19 protein-coding genes are annotated in these 21569 nt (G+C 37.8%); 8 read left to right on the top strand and 11 right to left on the bottom strand.

The features are described from left to right. Positions 1-163 precede the first annotated feature (163 nt). The 5 genes from ccmE to ccmA are packed head-to-tail and all read right to left on the bottom strand — an operon-like array spanning position 164 to position 3047. Positions 164-658 carry a cytochrome c maturation protein CcmE gene (gene ccmE / locus AC27G3_RS01360; RefSeq protein ID WP_487118059.1) on the bottom strand — a complete coding sequence of 165 codons (495 nt, stop codon included), beginning with the start codon at positions 656-658 and terminating at the stop codon, positions 164-166. Then, positions 655-924, bottom strand: coding sequence for a heme exporter protein CcmD (ccmD, locus tag AC27G3_RS01355; protein WP_487118057.1), 270 nt, complete (start codon positions 922-924; stop codon positions 655-657). Before ccmD ends, ccmE begins: the two co-directional genes overlap by 4 nt. After that, positions 914-1696 carry a heme ABC transporter permease gene (locus AC27G3_RS01350; RefSeq protein WP_487118055.1) on the bottom strand — a complete coding sequence of 261 codons (783 nt, stop codon included), beginning with the start codon at positions 1694-1696 and terminating at the stop codon, positions 914-916. The genes ccmD and AC27G3_RS01350 overlap by 11 nt, the downstream gene beginning before the upstream one ends. Positions 1697-1698: 2 nt before the next feature. Beyond that, the gene (gene ccmB / locus AC27G3_RS01345; protein WP_487118053.1) at positions 1699-2391 is read right to left on the bottom strand and encodes a heme exporter protein CcmB; all 693 of its coding nucleotides are present in this window, start codon (positions 2389-2391) and stop codon (positions 1699-1701) included. A gap of 8 nt (positions 2392-2399) precedes the next feature. Beyond that, positions 2400-3047 carry a cytochrome c biogenesis heme-transporting ATPase CcmA gene (gene ccmA / locus AC27G3_RS01340; protein ID WP_487118051.1) on the bottom strand — a complete coding sequence of 216 codons (648 nt, stop codon included), beginning with the start codon at positions 3045-3047 and terminating at the stop codon, positions 2400-2402. A gap of 288 nt (positions 3048-3335) precedes the next feature. Between ccmA and AC27G3_RS01335 the strand changes: the two genes are divergently transcribed. The 6 genes from AC27G3_RS01335 (at position 3336) to AC27G3_RS01310 (ending at position 10920) form a co-directional block, all read left to right on the top strand. Continuing rightward, positions 3336-5312: a heme lyase CcmF/NrfE family subunit gene (locus AC27G3_RS01335; RefSeq protein ID WP_487118049.1), complete on the top strand. Its 1977-nt coding sequence runs from the start codon at positions 3336-3338 to the stop codon at positions 5310-5312. A gap of 18 nt (positions 5313-5330) precedes the next feature. Next, positions 5331-5918: a DsbE family thiol:disulfide interchange protein gene (locus AC27G3_RS01330; protein WP_487118047.1), complete on the top strand. Its 588-nt coding sequence runs from the start codon at positions 5331-5333 to the stop codon at positions 5916-5918. After that, entirely contained in the window at positions 5911-6399 is a 489-nt protein-coding gene (locus tag AC27G3_RS01325; protein ID WP_487118045.1) for a cytochrome c-type biogenesis protein, read from the top strand. The genes AC27G3_RS01330 and AC27G3_RS01325 overlap by 8 nt, the downstream gene beginning before the upstream one ends. 72 nt (positions 6400-6471) lie before the next feature. After that, positions 6472-7755, top strand: a complete 1284-nt coding sequence (gene ccmI, locus AC27G3_RS01320) for a c-type cytochrome biogenesis protein CcmI (protein WP_487118043.1) — start codon at positions 6472-6474, stop codon at positions 7753-7755. Between the two features lie 70 nt (positions 7756-7825). After that, a complete protein-coding gene (gene hemH, locus AC27G3_RS01315; protein ID WP_487118041.1) occupies positions 7826-8854 on the top strand; it encodes a ferrochelatase in 1029 nt (342 codons plus the stop codon). Positions 8855-8943: 89 nt separating this feature from the next. Further along, the gene (locus tag AC27G3_RS01310; RefSeq protein WP_487118039.1) at positions 8944-10920 is read left to right on the top strand and encodes a GAF domain-containing sensor histidine kinase; all 1977 of its coding nucleotides are present in this window, start codon (positions 8944-8946) and stop codon (positions 10918-10920) included. Positions 10921-10969: 49 nt separating this feature from the next. On the opposite strand, the gene AC27G3_RS01305 is transcribed toward AC27G3_RS01310, so the two are convergent. The 5 genes from AC27G3_RS01305 to pepA all read right to left on the bottom strand — a co-directional run bounded on the left by AC27G3_RS01305 (position 10970) and on the right by pepA (position 18345). Then, a complete protein-coding gene (locus tag AC27G3_RS01305; protein ID WP_487118037.1) occupies positions 10970-12508 on the bottom strand; it encodes a DUF3369 domain-containing protein in 1539 nt (512 codons plus the stop codon). Between the two features lie 300 nt (positions 12509-12808). Continuing rightward, positions 12809-13018: a cold-shock protein gene (locus AC27G3_RS01300; RefSeq protein WP_487118035.1), complete on the bottom strand. Its 210-nt coding sequence runs from the start codon at positions 13016-13018 to the stop codon at positions 12809-12811. Between the two features lie 328 nt (positions 13019-13346). Further along, on the bottom strand, positions 13347-16232 hold the full coding sequence (locus AC27G3_RS01295) for a valine--tRNA ligase (protein WP_487118033.1): 2886 nt from the start codon (positions 16230-16232) through the stop codon (positions 13347-13349). 70 nt (positions 16233-16302) lie between these two features. Beyond that, complete coding sequence (locus AC27G3_RS01290; protein ID WP_487118032.1) at positions 16303-16773, bottom strand: DNA polymerase III subunit chi; 471 nt, start codon at positions 16771-16773, stop codon at positions 16303-16305. Between the two features lie 63 nt (positions 16774-16836). Beyond that, on the bottom strand, positions 16837-18345 hold the full coding sequence (gene pepA / locus AC27G3_RS01285) for a leucyl aminopeptidase (RefSeq protein ID WP_487118030.1): 1509 nt from the start codon (positions 18343-18345) through the stop codon (positions 16837-16839). A 377-nt stretch (positions 18346-18722) separates the two neighbouring features. Between pepA and lptF the strand changes: the two genes are divergently transcribed. Then, entirely contained in the window at positions 18723-19871 is a 1149-nt protein-coding gene (lptF, locus tag AC27G3_RS01280) for an LPS export ABC transporter permease LptF (protein ID WP_487118028.1), read from the top strand. Continuing rightward, positions 19871-20935 carry an LPS export ABC transporter permease LptG gene (gene lptG, locus AC27G3_RS01275; RefSeq protein ID WP_487118026.1) on the top strand — a complete coding sequence of 355 codons (1065 nt, stop codon included), beginning with the start codon at positions 19871-19873 and terminating at the stop codon, positions 20933-20935. Before lptF ends, lptG begins: the two co-directional genes overlap by 1 nt. A gap of 63 nt (positions 20936-20998) precedes the next feature. On the opposite strand, the gene AC27G3_RS01270 is transcribed toward lptG, so the two are convergent. Continuing rightward, positions 20999-21499, bottom strand: coding sequence for an RDD family protein (locus tag AC27G3_RS01270; protein ID WP_487118024.1), 501 nt, complete (start codon positions 21497-21499; stop codon positions 20999-21001). Positions 21500-21569: the final 70 nt, after the last annotated feature.

Genomic DNA, 21569 nt, shown 5'->3' with positions numbered 1-21569 from the left:
TTTGAAAGTAGTTTAGAGTGATTTTTGTAACTCAATGACTATTTCTTAGTTATGTTAATTCTTGGTATAATTCCTAAGAAAAGCACAAAAAAATACGCAGTGTTGAGCTGCGTATTTTTTTGTGCTTACTCTCTTTAACCTTGGTTTAGTTTTGCTATTTTAACTAATAGCCACCGTGTTTTTCTTTCGCTGATTCTGCTAATTCTTTTGGCATATAGTTTTCATCATGTTTAGCTAACACTTCACTGGCATCAATAAGAAAACCGCTAGTCGAGTTATCTTTCACTAGCACGCCGTTAGCAACGATGCCTTGGCCTTCACGAAATAAGTCAGGGAGAATACCGTCATACTTAACGGTTATCATTAGATCATCGTCACTAAACTCTATAGGCATACGCATATCAGCAAGTTTAAAACTCACTTTAAGGCTATTTTCGTCGCGGTAAACACTACCAGGAACCACTAAGCCACCAATACGAATTCTTTGTCCTTCAATTGCTTTTACGCCAGAATCTTTTTTACCGTGGTGAATTTCAGTCGGTGTATAAAATAAATCAATGTTTTGACTTAACGCATATAGAACTAAACCAACAACAAAGCCTAAACCAATAACTACGGCAGCGACTATCGTTAGTCTTTTTTTACGGCGTGGATTCATGATAATACCTCGTTTGAATCGTTATCATTATTTGTGGGGGAAATAGATTGTGCGGATGCTTGTTGTTGTTTTTGCATAGCCGCAGCTTGACGTAATTTGTTTTCACGCTTTTGGCGGGTAATTATTTTATTGACCACCGACTTGTGTTGGCTTTTACTGAGCCAAATTAGCATCACTAATAAAAATGCTGTTACGCCGTAAGAGAGCCATACATAAAAGGCGTATCCACCCATATCGAGAAAAGCTTGTAGGCTATTAAATTGCATGGCTGTTATCTCCTTCAGGCTCAGAATTTTTAATATGAGCGGGCAATAATAAATCTTTCACCCAAGGACGCATCGAGTTACGAGCTAAAATTTCTGTTCTAAAACGTATACAAATAATAACAGTAATCAAACAAGCAAAACCGATAAAACAAGTTAGAAATGGCCAAAACATATCTGCAGACATTGACGGTTTGCCTAATTTACTCACTGTGGCGCCTTGGTGAAGCGTGTTCCACCACTCAACTGAGTATTTAATTATGGGTAAATTAATTACGCCAACCAGTGTTAATATACCTGCCGCTTTACCTGCTAAATTTTTATCTTCAAAAGCATTGTGCAGCGCCATAACACCTAAATATAAAAATAATAAAATAAGCTCAGAAGTTAAACGTGCATCCCAAACCCACCATGTACCCCACATTGGTTTTCCCCATGCGGCACCTGTAAATAATGCGATTGCGGTAAATGTTGCGCCGACAGGAGCCATGGCTGAAGCAGCGGCATCTGAAAGTTTAAATTGCCAAACAAGCGAACAAAAAGCGGCAATAGCCATTGCAAAATAAATGCTCATTGAAAAGATCGCAGCAGGAACATGTAAATAGAAAATTCGAAAACTTTCACCTTGTTGGTAGTCGGCTGGAGCAAAAAGTAATGCCCAAACCAAGCCAATTGCCAATAATAGTGCTGTAAAGGCACTAAACCAAGGAATGAGCTTCCCGGTGAAATGAAATGTCACTTCAGGGTTAGCGTAAGGGTGTAGCCATTTCCACATAATTAGTTAGTACTCACTTTTAATGCTGCGCTAACAGCGAATGGGGCTAAGGTTAAAGAACCAAAAAATAGCGCGGCAATTATAGCAAGTTGCCCGCTGTAAGGTAAGTTCATTGCCGCAGTATCAATGGCGCTTGTCGCAAAAATAAGCACAGGAATATATAAAGGTAAAACTAAAAGGCTTAATAAAACACCGCCTTTTTTGATGCCAACGGTTAAAGCAACGCCAATAGAGCCTAGTAAGCTAAGTACTGGTGTGCCTAGTAACAGGGTTAACATCAATGCGCCATAACTGTTCTCGTTTAAGTGCAGTAATACTGCAAGTATCGGGGCAATTAAAATGAGAGGCAAACCAGTGAGTAACCAATGAGCTATAATTTTACCTAGCACTAAGATAAATATAGGTTGAGGGCTAAGTAACATTTGTTCGAGAGAGCCATCACTATGATCTGATTTAAATAAACGATCTAAAGATAACAGTGTTGATAACAAAGCTGCTACCCAAATAATACCAGGAGCAATACGCGATAACGTAGTCGACTCTGGTCCAATTCCTAAAGGAAACAAAGTGACGACGATAACAAAAAATAATAACGGATTCAAAATGTCGTCGCGATGTCTAAAAGCGATAGTTAAATCACGCTTTATCACTAAAAAGAAAGCGGCTTTATATGAAAGCGATTGAGTGTTTATCATTATGCTCATTAATAAAATTGATACGATAAGGTGATCTTTTTGACGCGAGACGTATCAAAAGACAAATCTTGATGAGTTGTTAAAATAACACAACCACCATTGTTGGCATGGTTAATAAATAATTGTTCTAATTTTTGTACCCCCAGTTTATCTATTGCGGTAAATGGCTCATCTAAAATCCAAATGGGCGCTCGAGTTTGCCATAGCTTGGCCAGTGCAATACGGCGATGTTGTCCTGCACTTAAATGCGACGCTAATGCATCTTCAAACCCTAATAAATTTACCTCGCTCAAGGTTTGTTCGCTAAGGCTGTCATCAATACCATGTAAAGCTAAATTAAACGCGAGGTTTTCTTGTGCGGTCATTTCCCCTTTCACGCCAGGTAAATGACCAAGAAAAAACAAGTTTTGATGAAATAACTCTCTAACTTGTGTAATTTTTTTATTTTGAAAAAATACAGTCCCTTCAAAGGGTAAAGACAAGCCCGCTAAAATACGTAGTAAGCTGGTTTTTCCGCTGCCATTAGCTCCTTCAATTTGTACAATGTCACCTGAAGAAACATCAAGATTTAAGTGATCGAATAAGATACGTTCTTCTCGAATACAGGTTAGATTTTCAGCACTAAGTAATGAGGACGACACGGGCAATGAGTTCACTTAACATCAGTTTTTAAATTAGGATAATTTCAACGATGATAATAGTTGAAAAATGTTTGGTAATAGTTGATTCAGATCTAATTATTCAATTATTTGATATCATAATATATCAGCACATAAAGGCTAGTAAATTTTGTAACAATTTAATAAAGCTAACTCAATTTCTAGGATGTGATTTCGCCAATTATGATGCTAGAATCCTTGTGTTTTTGTAATTATCGTTAAACATTACCACGCCACTACCTAACTTTCATTTACTTGTATTGCAATAAATGACTGGAGATAAAAATGATACCAGAACTTGGCCATTTTGCACTTATCGTTGCAATGGCATTTGCCTTATGTTTGAGCATTGTCCCTATGGTAGGGGTTTTTACCAAGCAATATAACCTATTTACTTATGCTAAACCGCTTACCTGGGGTATGTTTGTCTTCACTACTATTAGTCTTATTATACTGGCTTATAGTTTTGTCATGGACGATTTTTCAGTCTTGTATATTGCTGGTCATTCAAATAGCCATTTGCCTTATTATTTTAAAATAAGTGCGGTGTGGGGTGGTCATGAAGGCTCGTTACTTTTATGGGTTTTTTCATTAACAGCTTGGACAATGGCCGTCGCTATTTTTAGTAAAGGCATTGATGATGCCTTTATGGCGAGAGTGCTAGCAGTTATGGGAATGGTAGCAGTCGGTTTTATGGCATTTACCTTATTAACTTCTAACCCGTTTGAACGTATATTTCCTAGCCCGCTGGAAGGGCGTGATTTAAACCCATTGCTGCAAGATATTGGCTTAATTATTCATCCTCCTATGCTTTACTTAGGCTATGTTGGCTTTGCTGTTGCCTTTGCTTTTGCTGTTGCGGCACTTATGTGTGGCAAGTTAGATGCAGCGTGGGCACGTTGGGCAAGACCTTGGGTGGTTGCTGCTTGGATATTTTTAACCGCAGGTATTGCACTCGGAAGTTGGTGGGCGTATTACGAACTCGGCTGGGGTGGTTGGTGGTTTTGGGACCCTGTTGAAAATGCTTCATTTATGCCATGGCTTGTAGGTACGGCACTTATTCATTCGTTAGCAGTAACAGAAAAACGCGGCACCTTTAAAAATTGGACAGTACTACTTTCAATATTCGCCTTTAGTTTAAGTTTATTAGGCACTTTTATTGTGCGTTCGGGGGTTTTAACTTCTGTTCACTCTTTTGCTGCCGATCCAACACGTGGCTCATTTATCTTATTTTTATTAGCGATCACGGTAGGCGGTTCATTAACCTTATATGCGTTTAGAGCAAACACAGTTGCCACTTTTAGTCGTTTTGCCTTTTACTCTCGTGAAACAGCGCTGCTTATTTGTAATATTATTTTGGTGATTGCCGCAACTACAGTATTACTAGGAACATTATACCCGTTATTAATTGATGCTATGGGATTAGGTAAAATTTCAGTAGGGCCTCCTTATTTTAATGCGGTGTTTGTACCTATTATGAGCTTATTATTTTTAGCTATGGGTGTTGGTCCTATGATCCGCTGGAAAAAAGCTAAAAAAGGTGAGTTGCGTAAATTTATTCCACAAACATCAGTCATTAGCATAATCGCTGGTATTGCGTTTCCATTTATCTACCATGGCGAATTTAATCTAATGGTTATGATGGGTATTGCTCTAGCACTTTGGGTGTTCTTAGTCGTCAGTAAGGATTTACTTAACCAAGCTAGACAAGCCAATGGTCAATGGTCTTTGAAAAAACTTAGCTTTAGCCAATTAGGTATGACGTTAGCACATACCGGTATTGCTGTTACAATCGTTGGTGTTACTTTAGTTTCAGCGTATGAAACAGAAAACAACGTTAAAATGTTTAAGGGCGATCGCATTAGTACCGCTGGCTATGAAATTGAATTTAATGGCACTAAACATGTTGAAGGCCCTAACTACAGTGCAGAGCAAGGACAGCTAGCACTTTATAAAAATAATGAATTCGTAAGTTTATTACAACCTGAACGTCGAACTTATAGAGTACAAACTATGGGGATGACAGAAGCGGCTATCGATCCAGGGTTATTTAGAGATGTTTATGTTGCACTTGGCGACCCTCTCGAAGATGGTGCTTGGGCGATTCGTGTACATTATAAACCTTTCGTTCGTTGGATCTGGTTAGGAGCGATATTTATGTCGTTAGGGGGATTATTAGCCATTTTTGATAAACGTTATCGTCGTCGAAAGGCAATAAAAGACAAACAAAACTCCGATATTGACTCTTTTGCAAACGCATAACTAAGTGATGATATAAAAATGAATAAATTGATCCGATTTTTACCTTTGATTTTAGTGGTTGCTTTAGGTGTTGTGCTTTATCGTGGCCTTTCTTTAAACCCACAATATATTCCGTCAGCATTGGTGGGTAAAGCTATGCCTGATTTTAGTTTAACCAAGCTGACAAACGAGTTACAAACGGTGACTAAGAGCGACTTAAAAGGCAAGGTTGTTTTATTAAATGTTTGGGGAACTTGGTGTGTGTATTGTAAATACGAACACCCTTATCTTGTTGATATCGCAAAAAGTGGTCGTGTTGCACTTTACGGGCTTAATTACAAAGATGATCGTGTGGCTGCAAATCAGTGGTTAAAAGACTATGAAGACCCTTATGTTTTTTCTATTTTTGATCCTTCAGGCCGTTTAGGTGTCGATTTAGGTGTAACAGCAGCTCCTGAAACTTTTGTTATCGATAGTAATGGCATGATCCGCATGAAGCACGTTGGTCCAATTGATGCGAACATTTGGAAAGATAAATTTCTTCCTATGATCACAACATTAGAAAACGAAACACTCGCGAATCAATCAACCGAAAGTACGTCAGTAAAAGGAAGTAACAATGGTTAATATAATAGCAAAAAGCATTGTCGTTTTTATTTTTTGCGCTTTAGTATCATCAACGAACACTTTTGCTAGTGCGATTGATACTTATGTTTTTCAAAACCCGGTCACAGAAAAACGCTTTAATGAATTAAATAAAGAATTACGTTGCCCTAAATGTCAAAACCAAAACCTTGCAGACTCTAATTCTCCTATTGCAGCGGACTTACGACGTGAAGTTTACGAATTACTAATGCAAGGCAAAGCAGATATTGAAATAATGAATTACATGGTTGAGCGATATGGTGATTTTGTTTTATATCGCCCGAAAGTAAATAGCTTAACGTATATTTTGTGGTTTGGCCCTGCCGTACTTATTTTGTTGGGGGTTATGGTCGTTGTTTATATACTTCGTCGAAAACCTATTGAGCGTAAAGAAATTGATTTATCAAAAGAACAACAAGACAAGTTACAAGCCTTGTTAAATAAAGATAAGCCTAAAAATTAAAGAACGAGTTAGTATATTTTGGTGATCAAACGCTAATCTCCTTCACCCATTTTATAGAAAATAAGAAGACTTATGATCGAATTATTAATTACTGTTGTTGTTTTTTTACTGCTAATTCTCATTGTTATTTGGGGGCATTATCTTAGAACGAATCAAACTAAAAGCGCGCCAGTAGAAAACTTACGTGACGAAACCAATGTTCGTCTTTATCACGAACACAAAGCAGAAATAGAAAAAGATTATCAAGAAGGTGGTATTGACGAAGAAAACTACCGCTATCTGTTAAGTGAACTTGAAAATGCTTTACTGCAAGACATTGAACAAAACAGTGAAGAAGAATTGCAATTTCAAAAAAATAAAAGTGCGCTTAAAAAACCTTTATCTATATTTTGGCCTATCTTCATCAGTTTATTTGTCTTCGCCTTTAGTTTTGGTTTTTATATAAAATCGGGTGGATACCAACAAATTACCAATAATGAAACGGCTAAAACTGAAGCTGCACACCAAAGTATGACCCAAGAGCAAGAGCTTAAAGTGAAAATCCAACAGCTGAAAGGGAAAATAGAGCAAAACCCAGCAGACGCAAATACTTGGTATGAACTTGGGCAGTTATTAGTAGGAGCTGGCGATTTTGATAACGCGATTAAAGCGTTCGATCGCGTAATAGAGATAGAAGGAGAACATGCAGATATATTAGGTGCCAAAGCTCAGGCGAATTACTATCGAAATGACCAACAAATAGATGACAATGTTCAGCAATTAATAGATCGAGCGTTAGCGTTAGATCCAGCAGATCCGTCAACTAATATTTTGCTAGGTATGCATAATTTCATCAATCAAAATTATCAGCATGCGATTGACTACTGGCAACGCGTGGTCGACTCGGGTCGAAAAACCGTTAATGTAACTGCACTTAAAGAAGCCATTGCAGAAGCGAAGAATCGATTGTCGCTTACAGGGACAGCTCCCATTGAAAGTTCAGTAGATGATAATACTCATGAAGGCCCGCAACTCGAGCTGCACGTGTCGTTAAGTGATGAAATTAACGAGAAGTTAAGCCAAGGTGAAGATAAAGTCGTGTTTGTTTACGCCGTACCTGCTGATGGTTCGCGTATGCCAGTTGCTGCGGTTAAAATTAAAGCCAGTGATTTACCAACCACAATTGTTTTAAACAACGCAAGAGCGATGAGTCCACAAGCGAATTTAAGCTCTGTGGACGCAGTAAATATTTATGCGGTTGTTTCTAAAACCGGTGGTGTGGGTATTAAAAGTGGCGACTTTAAAGCTGAAGTAAATCGTATTAATGTCGATACCACAACGCCGATTACATTAACTGTTGATACTATTGTTCCTTAACAACTGTGTACAATTGTTAAGGTGTTTTTGTTTAATGTTTGTTTGAATGTCTATTTAAAAAGGGAATAAAATGTCGCGGTATATAGGTCAAAAAGATCCTATTATTAATAATAAAACAACGGGTGTATTACTGACTAATTTAGGTACACCAGATGCGCCGACAGCAGCAGCTCTTCGCCCTTATTTAAAAGAGTTTTTATCTGATCCTCGTGTTGTTGAAATACCTAGATTGATCTGGTTGATAATCTTACACGTGATAATTTTACGCATCAGACCTGCTAAATCGGCTAAATTGTATCAACAAATTTGGACTAAAGAAGGCTCACCGTTAAGAGTAATAGCAGAGAAACAAAAGCAAAAAGTAGCCTTACAGCTCGCACAAAAATATGGTGATAATATCCATGTCTCACTGGCGATGCGTTATGGAAAACCAGAAATATCTAAAGCGTTGCAAGCGTTTAAAGATCAAGGTATTAATAATATTATAGTGCTGCCACTCTATCCTCAATATGCAGGCCCTACAACCGCTTCAACCTTTGATGCTGTCGTTAAAGAAGTTCAGCAATGGCGTTGGGTACCCAGTCTTACATTTATTAATGGTTATCACGATAACTCTCTTTATATTTCAGCACTTGCCAATAGTGTTAACGAGCATATTCAAGCCAATGGCGTGCCTGATAAATTAGTATTGTCTTATCATGGTATGCCTAAGTTATTTCACGACTGGGGTGATCCTTATTACGATTTTTGTAAAGAAACCACACAATTATTAGTAAAGAAACTTAATGAGCTTAATATAAACTTGCTTGAAAGCGATTGTTTAATGACCTTTCAATCTCGGTTTGGTAAGGCTGAATGGTTAATGCCATACACTGATAAAACCTTGGAAGAGTTGCCTAGTAAAGGCGATAAGCATATTGCAATTATTAGCCCTGCTTTTAGTGCCGATTGTTTAGAGACACTAGAAGAATTAGCGGTAGAAAACAAAGAAACATTTATCAATGCTGGCGGCGAGCATTACCACTATATCGCTGCTTTAAATGATCGAAAAGATCACATTGACGCTATCGTTGATGTTATTGACAAAGCTCTGCCATAAACGGGTTAAGAATAAGGCTTTATTTAATCAGGCAAAAACCTCAAGGTTGACTAAAATAATTAATATGTTGATTAATTATTAGGTGAATCTTGAGCCAGCACAAACAACGGAATGATAAATTAGAAGGCATTCTTCAAGCTTTCATTGCTCTTGATAAGTATTTCAATAAAGCAGATTCATTTGCAGACTACCTCTGTTTTGTTCATAAAACCTTAGCCAAGTTAATGTATGCTAAAAACTTATATTTAGCTTTATATGATCCTCTCGACGATACCATTAAATTTGCTTATGACGTAGACGAGCGTGATGATAAGGCCGATCCTAATAGAAAATTTCCGCTTGCCTCACCTGAGCAATCCCCTACCGCTTGGGTAATTAAACAGCAAAAAAAGCTATTTATGACGGCTAAAGATGATGATGAAAAGTGTGCTGAAAATCAGGATTGGGGAGCAGGAAATAGAGCAGAATATTGGTTAGGAGTTCCTTTAATCTCACAACAAGGTAAATGCTTAGGGGCATTTGTTATCCAAAGTTATGATGAGCACCAAACATACAGTGAAGAAGACCAAGAGATATTCCAAGTTATTTCTTCAGTGGTCAGTAACGCACTGGAAAAACATGAACAAACTAAACAGTTAGAAAGTACCATTTTAGAAAGAAACGATAACCTTGAAAGAAGATTATTAGAAAAAGAACGTGCAGAAAAGCTGCAACACGCACTATTTGAAATTGCTTCTGTTAAACATGGTGAAATGAAGCTTTCTGAGCTTTATAAAAAAATCCATCAAATTATTGATAAGTTACTTTACGCTAAGAATTTTTTAATAATGTTATTTGATGAGGATCACAGTGAGTTAACTTGTACCTATGCTGTAGATGAAAAAGATGGCGATAGCTTCCTTAATAAGATCATTCCTTCTGGCAGTAGCCTTAGCTCCTATGTATTACATACTCGAAAACCACAACGACTTACGCCTGATTTAATTAATGAGTTAATTGCTCAAGGCGAGCCTATTGCAACTTTCGGGGCAGATAACTTTACCTCTTGGTTAGGTGCTCCGATGATTTCTACTCATATGCTACATGGGTTAATTGTTGTTCAAAGTTATAATCCTAAAATTATTTATACCGACGACGATCTCAATATTCTTAACTTTTTTGCGCAACATGTCGCAGGTGCTATTGAAGGGACCATTAATACAGAGCAAAGAAGGGAGTCGCAAATAAAGCTTGCGAAAAATCATCGGCTTTTAGAGCAGCAAAATACTAAGCTTACTGATGCTTATAAAAATTTAAAATCAACTCAAAATGAGCTAATTCAAAAGGAGAAAATGGCTTCATTAGGTGGGTTAGTGGCCGGTATTGCTCATGAAATTAATACGCCTTTGGGGATCTGTGTCACAGGGGTTAGTCATCTACTGGAAGAAACCAAATTTTTTAAATGCTCAGTAGAAGATCAAACATTAACACAAAAAAAATTGCAAAACTTTATTGAAGAAGTGGAAGAAATTGGCCAGATATTAACGAGTAATACTCAAAGGGCTGCTAATTTAATTCATAGCTTTAAGCAAATTGCAGTTGATCAATCTTCTAATGAAATTAGGCGGTTTAATGTTAAAAGCTACTTAGACGAAATTGTATTATCGCTTAGGCCGACTTTAAAGCGGACGGATCACACTATAACGATTGAATGTAATGAAAGTTTATCTATCACTAATAATGCAGGTGCTTTAGCACAAATTATTAGCAACTTAATTTTAAACTCAGTAAAGCATGGTTTTGAAAAAATTGACGCTGGCATAATTAATATTGAGGTTTGGGAAAAGGGTCAAAGTGCCTACCTTAAGTTTAGTGATAATGGGTGTGGTTTAAATGAACAAGATATGAAAAAGCTTTTTGACCCATTTTTTACCACTAAAAGGGGAGCAGGAGGGAGTGGGTTAGGCACACATTTAGTATTTAATTTAGTCACAAGCTCTCTTAATGGCAAGTTAAAAGCAAACAGTGAGGTCGGCAGTGGCTTAACTTATCTTTTAGAATTTCCTAAAAAAGTAAATATTAAGTAACAGCATTAAAGTAGCAACTTTGAACGAGTAAATAAGCAAAGCTGTCGAGTTAACTGTCTTGATATTTGTTGTTAATTTTAACTGCTTCATCAACATTGTCTAATAACGCTTTCACCACGTCAGGATCTAAATGAGTCCCCGAAGCAGAAGATAAAAACTCTAGTACTTCTGATAAAGGCCAAGCTTTTTTATAACAGCGTTTATGAGTAAGGGCATCAAATACATCGGCAACAGCGGCAATTCTCGCAAAGATATGAATATCTTCACCAGAGGTACCATTTGGGTAGCCTGTACCGTCATATTTCTCATGATGCTGCTGCGATATTATTGCTGCTGCTTTAAGGATGGGTCGTTTAGAGCCTTCTAAAATACTATACCCGACGGTTGGGTGTTGTTTCATTATCTCCATTTCATCATCGAGAAGTTTTCCTGGCTTAAGCAGTACGGCGTCAGGTGTCGCTATTTTTCCTATGTCATGCATTGGTGCGGCTTGTCTTAGTAGTATTGCATCATCTTTACTCAAACCTAGTTTAAGCGCTAATAGATAGCAGACTTCAGCCATTCGCCTAACATGATTGCCAGCTTCATTAGAGCGTGATTCAACCACATCGCCTAACCGATAAATAAGCTCTTCTTGAGTGTCTATTATATCTTTATTGAGTAATAGATTATCAAACGCTAAGCTGACATTACCGGTGAAAATTTCGAGTAACTTTGTGTCTATAGAGTTCATGCGTTCAAGCCCATCAAGGTAGAGCAAGCTAACACTGTCTGTTTGACTGGGGAAATACCCAATGAAAGTACCGTTTTCAAATATGGATGATTGTTGAGTTCTGGCTTTATTAAAGTATTGGATAAGTTTGTCATCTATCGACTCACTAACTCCATTAGTTAATTGCTCATTGTTATTAATTTGCGCGATGATTTCATAATCGTTTTCTGAATAAACTGCACCAATAGCTTTTACTTTCACTAACATGCTTGAATGATCTAACTGTAGCAATGACATCACTTGTTGTAATAAGCCGGTAAAAAATTGCTTTAATGTACGCTTTTCTAAAACATTGCTGGTGGCGGTAATTACTCGCTCTAATCCGCTACGATATATCGCTTGATATTTTCGAGCTTCTTCTACTTCTATAATATCTCGATAAGCCCTAAGCGCAGTAAATACAGTGGTGAATAGTTTAGTGCGGTTTAATTCAGTTTTTTCTTTGTAGTCATTTATATCGTACTCAACAATGACTCTTTCTTCTGGTGCTTGTCCGGGTTGTCCTGTACGCAGCACAATACGAGAGAACTTATTTTTTAATTCTTGCCTAAGCCAACGTGCAAGCTCTAGACCTGCATCATCTGTTTCCATTACAACATCTAAAAAGATTAATGCGATATCCGATTCTTGTTGTAATACTTCTTTGGCTTCTTTAGCTGAATAGGCATGTAAAAAACTGAGTTTTTTATCATTTAATTCAAAGCGTTTTAAAGCCATTTTAGTGACAACATGGATATCCTCTTCATCATCAACAATAAGGACCTTCCATGGTGGTAAATCAGGCTCTACTGATTCGTTAAATAAAGAAAGAGGCATAAGTGGCTCATATAATGTGTAGATATACAATTTATAGTAAATAAATAGCAAAATAACAAAGCAGTGGGCACAGATATTTTAAGCAAAAAAAAATTTAGGGCGATAAATCATAAATTAATTTTTATAGCTTAAGAGTTTCGCTAAGCAAAACTTATGTAGAGCAGATTTAATTCAGTTGCTTATTGTTAAAGAGAGAAGCAGAAAATAGCAGTGAAAGAAGGGGAGAATAAAAAGTAACCAATAAAAAAGCGAAGAATAGTAAACTATCTCTTCGCTTTTATCAGAACAGTAAAATTGCTATTAAGAAGCAACAACGTTCTCAGCTTCAGGGCCTTTTTGACCTTGCTTAACGGTAAAAGATACTGCTTGACCGTCAGTTAGTGTACGGAAACCGTCACCTGTGATTGCGCTGAAGTGTACAAACACGTCAGGACCATTTTCTTGTTCGATGAAACCGAAACCTTTAGCTTCGTTAAAAAATTTTACTTTACCAGTTACTGTATCAGACATACTAACATTTTCCCGTAGTCATAAATTAATAAATATCGGTCAAAACGACCATTTCACGGAGTAAATGCCCCCCAACTGTTTCTTATATAAAGAAAAAAGTAGAGGAAGGAACCAATAACAATAACGGTTTTTACAGAGGTAATTCATCTATAAAGTCCGATATAAAAACTTTTCCGCAACACAAAAACTCAACGCAAGCGTAGTCTAGCACAGTTATTTTTAAGATTCTTCAAAAAGTTCAATTTAGATCTGTACTTTTTTTATTCGTTTAAAAATAAAAAGCCAACAATTACGTTGGCTTATATTTTTACTGATTTACAACGCGATATTACATGGCTGCTATTTCAGCTTTTTGAGTAACTAATTTAGCTAAAGAAGATTCTGCTTCAGCTAATTTAGCTTTTTCTTTATTAATAACCGCTTCTGGAGCTTTACTGACGAACTTCTCATTGCCTAACTTTCCACGCGTTCTTGCTATATCTTGGTTGAGCTTATCAATTGATTTAGTTAAGCGCGCAATTTCTGCCGCTTTATCAATTAAACCCGCCATAGGAATTAACACGGTTAAGTCGCCAATAATTGCCGATGCAGATAAAGGTGCTTCTTCATCTTTTGCTAGCACCGTAATGGTTTCTAATTTAGCTAAAGCGCTTAAGAACTGCTGGTTTTCATTTAAACGACGTTGGTCATTCTCATTAATGTTTCTCAATAAAACGGGTAGTGCTTTTGCCGGTGAAATATCCATTTCGCCGCGAATATTACGAATAGCAACAATGAATTGCTTAACCCACTCTAAATCATCTATGGCCTGTTGGTCGTATTGGCTTTCATTAAACGTTGGAAAGCTTTGAACCATAATGCTATCGCCATGCTTGCTGCCATTTTCTTGCATAAAGTTGGTTAAAGGCACCACACGTTGCCAAATAGTTTCTGTAATATAAGGCATAATTGGGTGCATTAAACGTAGCAAGCCTTCTAAAACATTAACTAAGGTGTGGCGAGTAGCACGTTGTTGATTTTCTGTACCTTTAAAAAATACCGGCTTGGTCAATTCTAAATACCAATCGCAGAATTGGTTCCATGTAAATTCATATAAAGCTTGTGAAGCGAGATCGAAACGGAAGGTGTCAAAGGCATCGTGAACAGTTTTAACTGTTTGTTGAAATTGCCCTAAAATCCAACGATCGGCTAAAGAAAACTCAAGTTGGCTAGCGTCTTCATTTGATAAAGATGCGCCGCAGTCGTGTTCTTCGGTATTCATTAATACGTAACGACTGGCGTTCCATAATTTATTGGTGAAATTACGGTAACCTTCTAGACGTTTCATGTCCCAGCTAATATCACGACCCGTAGTTGCAACCGAAGTTAAGGTAAAACGCAATGCATCGGTGCCATGAGACTCAATGCCATTAGGAAATTCTTTTTTAGTGAGCTTAGCAATTTTAGCTGCCAGTTTAGGCTGCATCATATTACCAGTACGTTTTTCTAATAAATCTTCTAATGAAATACCATCGATCATGTCTAACGGATCAATAACATTACCTTTAGATTTACTCATCTTATCGCCATTTTCATCACGAATAAGACCTGTCATATAGATTTTTTTGAACGGTATTTGTGCTTTGCCATTTTCATCTTTATTAAAGTGCATCGTCATCATGATCATGCGAGCAACCCAGAAAAATATAATGTCAAAACCTGTGACTAAAACATCTGTTGGGTGGAAGTTTTTCAAGTCTTCGGTGTTGTTTGGCCAGCCCAAAGTTGAGAATGTCCAAAGGGCAGAGGAGAACCAAGTATCCAGCACATCATCATCTTGTTGTAGTGTCATGTCGTCGGCGATATTATTATTCGCACGAACTTCTGCTTCGGTACGACCAACATACACTTTGTTGTTTTCATCATACCAAGCTGGAATACGATGTCCCCACCATAGTTGGCGAGAAATACACCAATCTTGTATGTCTTTCATCCAAGAAAAATAAAGGTTTTCGTATTGTTTAGGAACAAATTCAATTTGCCCATCTTTAACTGCGTCAACGGCTGGTCCAGCAAGCTTTTCAACACGCACATACCACTGATCGGTTAACAATGGCTCAATAATAACCCCTGAACGATCGCCGTATGGTGCGACTAAATCATGCTCTTTAACTTCAACTAATAAGTCGAGTTCGTCAAATTTAGCCACAATAGCTTTACGGGCAACAAAACGATCCATACCGGAAAATTCACTAGGTAACTCGGTACTGTAGGCAGTAGATGCTTCACCTTTGTTATCATAAACTTCAGCAGCAGATAAAATAGCTGCGTCTTTATTAAAAATATTGATAAGGGGTAGGTTATGACGTTTACCTACTTCATTATCGTTAAAATCATGTGCTGGTGTTATTTTTACACAACCCGTGCCCTTTTCCATATCGGCATGATCATCACCAACAATCGGAATTAATCGATTAACTAAAGGTAACTGTACATGTTGGCCAATAAGGTGCTTGTAGCGATCATCATCAGGGTTAACTGCGATGCCGGTATCACCTAACATGGTTTCTGGACGAGTTGTAGCAACTACAATGTAATCAAGCCCTTCAGCGGTGGTTGCGCCATTTGCTAACGGATAACGCAAATGCCACATATGACCTTTTTTATCTTTGTTTTCTACTTCTAAATCAGAAATTGCGGTATGAAACTTTGGATCCCAATTAACCAGACGTTTGCCACGGTAAATTAAGTCGTCTTCGAATAAGCGAACGAAAACTTCCTGAACGGCTTCTGACATGCCGTCGTCCATGGTAAAGCGTTCACGCGACCAATCGATAGAATTACCTAATCGGCGCATTTGTTTACCAATCGTGCCACCAGACTCTTCTTTCCATTGCCACACTTTATCGATAAATGCTTCACGGCCATAATCATGGCGCGTTTTGTCTTCTTCGGCGGCAATTTTACGTTCAACGACCATTTGCGTTGCAATGCCCGCATGATCACAGCCTGTTTGCCATAAGGTGTTTTTACCTTGCATACGTTGATAACGAATTAAGGTATCCATAATGGTTTGCTGAAAAGCATGTCCCATATGAAGGCTACCGGTTACGTTTGGTGGCGGAATGGCAATACAGTAACCTTCACCTTCACCTGTTGGGCTAAAGTAACCTTTATCTTCCCAAGTTTGGTAAAGGGACTGTTCAATGTTAGTGGGGTTAAACGTTTTTTCCATCAGAGTTTCCGTAACTTTTCTTTATGTTAAATAGGATAATTAGAGCAAATACAATGATTTACTCTTTTATTTATGCGCTTTCAGACGCTGGAAAGGGTTGATTACCAACCTCGAAACCTAATTGTCGATAAGCTTTAAAGCGCTCTCTTGCTGACTGTTTGAGTACTTCATCACTTGGCACAAAATCTATAACTCGAGAGAACTGCCCCGAAAAATCAGGTGCAGTGTCTGTTAAGTTAATTAACACAGGGCGTCGCCCCGTTGGATTTTGCCAGCTAATTTCAACAGCAGAACCATAACTAGGTCCTTCGCCTTGAAGGTTATGAGGTACAAAACTGTTAGCATTAAACGTCCACAACATTTCATCAATGTCGTGCGCTTTGTCTTGATCTTTGGTGTAAATAAACACTTTTTGTTTTTGACGATAGAAATAGGCCGCTTGTAAACACGCACAATGAAATAACGAACCAATATCGTTAGCCGTTGCTAGATTTTCATCTTCAAGTAGGTAAAACATTACTTGAGTGTTTCTTGATTGCATTTATTTGTGCTCTACTTCTATCGTAATGACATAAGTCATTTAACTTATCATAAGTTCAGCAGGTTATTCACCTTGCTCTTGACCTGAGCGGTTTAATAAAAACTGCGTTAACATGCTAACAGGTCGACCGGTAGAGCCTTTATCTTTACCACCACTACGCCATGCTGTACCAGCAATATCAAGGTGTGCCCAATGATACTTCTTAGTAAAACGGGCTAAGAAACAGGCTGCTGTTATTGTGCCTGCACCCTTACCACCTAAATTAGTAAAGTCAGCAAAAGGACTCTCTAATTGTTCTTGGTATTCATCCCATAAAGGCAGACGCCATGCGCGGTCACCACTTTGATCTGAAGCATTGAGTAATTCATGCGCTAGTGGATTATGTGTACTTAATAAACCTGAAGCGTGCTTACCTAAAGCGACGATACAAGCTCCGGTTAAGGTAGCTACATCAATAACTAATTCAGGATCAAAGCGCTCAACATAAGTTAGAGCGTCGCATAATACTAAGCGTCCTTCAGCATCGGTGTTGAGTACTTCAACTGTTTGCCCAGACATGGTTGTTAAAATATCGCCAGGACGATAAGCATTGCTACCAGGCATATTCTCACAACCGGCTAAAACGCCAATAACATTTATAGGTAAATTAAGCTCAGCGATAGCATGCATAGTACCTAATACACTTGCGGCTCCACCCATATCATATTTCATTTCATCCATTGCTTCGCCAGGTTTAATGGAAATACCACCGGAGTCGAATGTGACGCCTTTACCGACTAAAACAATAGGTGCAGAATCATCGTTAGCGCCATTATAATTAATCACGCTCATCATAGATTCATTAGCCGAACCTCTACCTACTGCAAGATAAGAGCCCATGCCTAGTTCTTCCATTTCACTTTCACCCACAATGTGTGTGCTAACATTGTCGTAGTCGTTCTCAAGAATTTTGGCTTGCTCAGCTAAATAGGCAGGGTTACAAATGTTGGGGGGCATATTGCCAACATTTTTACAGGTACTGATACCTTCAGCTACCCCTAAACCATGAGCAATTGCTCGCTCACCAATAGGTAATTCGCGGCGAGTAGGTACATTAAAAATAATTTTACGAAGTGGGCGACGAGGCTCAGCGATACGCGTTTTTAAACTGTTAAAACTATATAAACAGTCTTGCGTTGCTTCAATTGCTTGACGAACTTTCCAATAAGTATCACGGCCTTTAACGTGTAGCTCTGATAGAAAGCAAACCGCTTCCATAGAGCCTGTTTCATTTAATGTATTAATCGTTTTACTGATAATCTGGCGGTACTGGCGTTCATCTAGTTCGCGCTCTTTACCACAGCCAACAAGTAGCACTCGTTCGCTTAAAATATTAGGTACTTGATGCAACAACAACATTTGACCAGACTTACCTTCTAAGTCGCCACGGCGAAGTAAATTACTAATGTAACCATCACTAATTTCATCAAGTTGTTCGGCAACGGCTGATAAACGACGAGGTTCAAATACGCCGACAACAATACATGCACTGCGTTGTTTTTCTGGGCTACCGCTTTTTACACTGAACTCCATGGAGTCTCCTTTTGCACTAAATGCACATCAATATGTTAAATTATCCAAGATAAATAAGAAAAAACTGCTGTAAATTGGCAACTTATTTCATTGGTAAAAAAGGCTAGAAACTATAATTATAGCCATATACACCGATTTTTTTGGAAATTTGATAAATATTTTACTTATAAAAACGACCAGTCTACTTAAAAATGGACAAAATGTCAGGGAAAAACTAAGTTTTCACCTTGGTTATTGACAATAAAGTGGTAGTTTTATCATAAAAGTAATTCATTTCTAACTTGTTGGGCTATCACATTGAAAATATGGTGGATCTGGGTCAAAATAGTAATAATGTATTTTTCCCTGAATCAATATACTTTGTCTTTGAGGCTCAATTGATTATTTTCCGATATTTGTTAAAAGAAGTGGCTAAAACGCAAGCTGCTGTTTTTATTGTGCTAATGACTATTTTTATTAGTCAGAAATTTGTTCGGGTACTCGATGACGCCTCCGAAGGGGGAATTCCTGGACAAATGGTGATGACGTTTATTGCCCTTAAAATACCTGATTTAGCCGGAATGCTTTTACCGCTAAGTTTATTTTTGGGCATTTTATTAGCGTATGGGCGAATTTATGCTGATAACGAAATGACTGTTTTGCACGCTTGCGGTGTAAGCGAATGGTACGTGGTGCGTGTTACTCTTATTTTGAGTTTAGTTACCGCGGTAGCTACAGGGGTATTCACCTTATATTTGGCGCCAATGGCCGCAGAATACGAAGAACAAGTAAAAGAGCAAATAGCTTCAGACTCTGGTTTGTCAGCATTAGTTGCTGGGCGTTTTCAAACTACAGGCAATGAAGATGCAGTGGTTTTTATTCATGACAAAAATAGAAAAGATAAAACCTTAGAGAAAGTGTTCGTTGCACAATTACCCGATCATAATAACAGTGAAGAAAGCGTGATTAATTCTAGCTTAGTTTATGCAAAAAAAGGCTGGGTAATCGAAGAAGACTCAGGTTCGCAAAAATTAGTGTTAGAAGATGGCATTCGTTATCAAAGCGATATTCAAAGCGAAGAATTTAGAACCGTTGAGTTTTCTAAGTATTATGTGCAAATCGAAGATCAAAAAATTGAGCAACGCCGAAGAAAACTTGGCGCAATACCTACCCAACAATTATTTGAAGAACAATTACCAGAATATAAAGCAGCGATCCAATGGCGTATTGCTTTCCCACTTGCGTGTATGATTTTAACTTTAGTGGCAGTACCGTTAAGTGTGGTAAATCCAAGACAAGGAAAGTTTGCCAAAATGCTACCAGCCTTACTCTTATTTTTAGGTTACTTTTTAGTATTAATTGCCATGCGCTCAGCGCTAGAGTCAGGTGTTTTTCCAAGTGTAGTCGGTTTATGGCCTATTCATATTGGGGCTTTATTAATGGGGGCTAGCTTGTTAATTAAAAGCCGAAGTAGCGGTTTAAAAATTAAAGCTAAAATCCCTAAAAGAAACCGTAAAAAAATTAGCCACAAGCAAGGAAACAACTAATGCGTATTCTTGATGCTTACATTGGCAGAATTTTAGCGTCTACCACTTTTATTACCTTAGTGGTCTTTGTCAGTGTGGGCGGTATCATTAAGTTTGTTGAACAAATGAAAGCCGTTGGCAGAGGAGATTACGACGTAGCTCATGCTGCTTTGTATGTTTTGTATGCTGTCCCTAGAGACATAGAAATATTTTTCCCGATGGCGACCTTAATTGGTGGCTTAATTGGTATTGGCATGTTGGCGAGTAATAGTGAATTAGTGGTAATGCAAGCTGCTGGTTTGTCTCGACTCGACATTATTAAATCAGTTATGAAAACGGCAGGCATTTTAATACTTATTAGTATGGCTATTGGCGAATGGCTTGCACCGCAAGGGGAGGTTGCTGCTAGACAAGTAAGAGCACAGGCGATTTCTGGTGGTAGTTTAATATCAGCGAAAAATGGTGTTTGGGCTAAAGACGGAGATAACTTTCTTCATATTGGTGAAGTGGAAGATCAAGGGACATTGAAAAATGTTCAGGTATATCGTTTTAATGATAATTTGCGATTAGACAGCTGGCTGTCGGCAGAATCAGCGTTATACATAGACGAGTCTTGGCAGCTTAATCAAGTGAAAGAAACCACCATTAATAATGACCAAATAACCACTGAAAAAATGGCTAAGAAAAACATTGTCTCTAGCTTAACCCCCGAAAAACTTGGGGTGGTTACCGTAAAGCCTGAATCATTATCTATTCGTGGATTACTCAATTATCTTGATTACTTAAGCGCTAATAACCAAGATGAAAGTCGTTATTTACTTGCGTTGTGGCGCAAAATAATTCAACCGCTTACCGTGGGGGTAATGCTACTAGTTGCTTTGTCTTTTATTTTTGGCCCATTAAGAACAGTATCAATGGGCGCACGAATTATGATGGGAGTATTTACCGGTATATTGTTTTATATCAGTAATCAGGTATTAGGATCTTTAAGTTTGGTTTATCAATTTCCTCCTTTTTTAGGGGCAATTTTACCAAGTGCTATTTTTGTGAGTATTGCGCTCTATTTGATGAAGAAAACAGATTAAGGTAAACGAATACCAAGTCACTTACGTTGTAGTCATTAGCGACTTGGTCATTGAGAGTTACTGCTAAAGTCGACCTCTATTTTCTTCTAAAGTTAACACCACGACTTCAGTATTAGTCGCTCTGTCTTGTAAACTTAATTTATTGTTTCTATCAAACAACACAGTTAAATTACCCAAACCTAATAGAGTTGGAAATAAACGTGCAATAGCTGTTGTTTTTGAAATACGCGTCCCATCTTGATTTTGCACACGTAAACGCCAAGCTTTCATCCCCAAAGTTTGTCCACTTCGTGACCAAAACCAGACAAAGAAAAATGCCACCCAAAAAATACTAAAGCCATCAACCAATAAACTGTAGAAAAGCGAGGATCTTTTTAAGTCAATCGCATGCTCAAACCCTGCCATTGAAATAATGCCTAGTTTAATCATTAAGTTAAATAATAAAAATGCTATTGCGCCTGCTACCATATAAACAGCAGCAGCAATTAAAACATCATAAACCCAAGAGCCAAAACGTCGTATAAAGCCAGCACGCGGAAAGTGATTAATAGAATGCGTAGTCATAAGTCTTACTCTGAAAAATTTTCGCTAGTCTAGCAAATAGAAATTAAAGTATATAGCGCTAAGCTATTTG

The sequence above is a fragment of the Colwellia sp. SU-HH01217 genome, from assembly GCF_057543495.1.
Note: the sequence above shows the minus strand (reverse complement) of the source record. Positions and strands in the feature narration are given on the sequence as shown.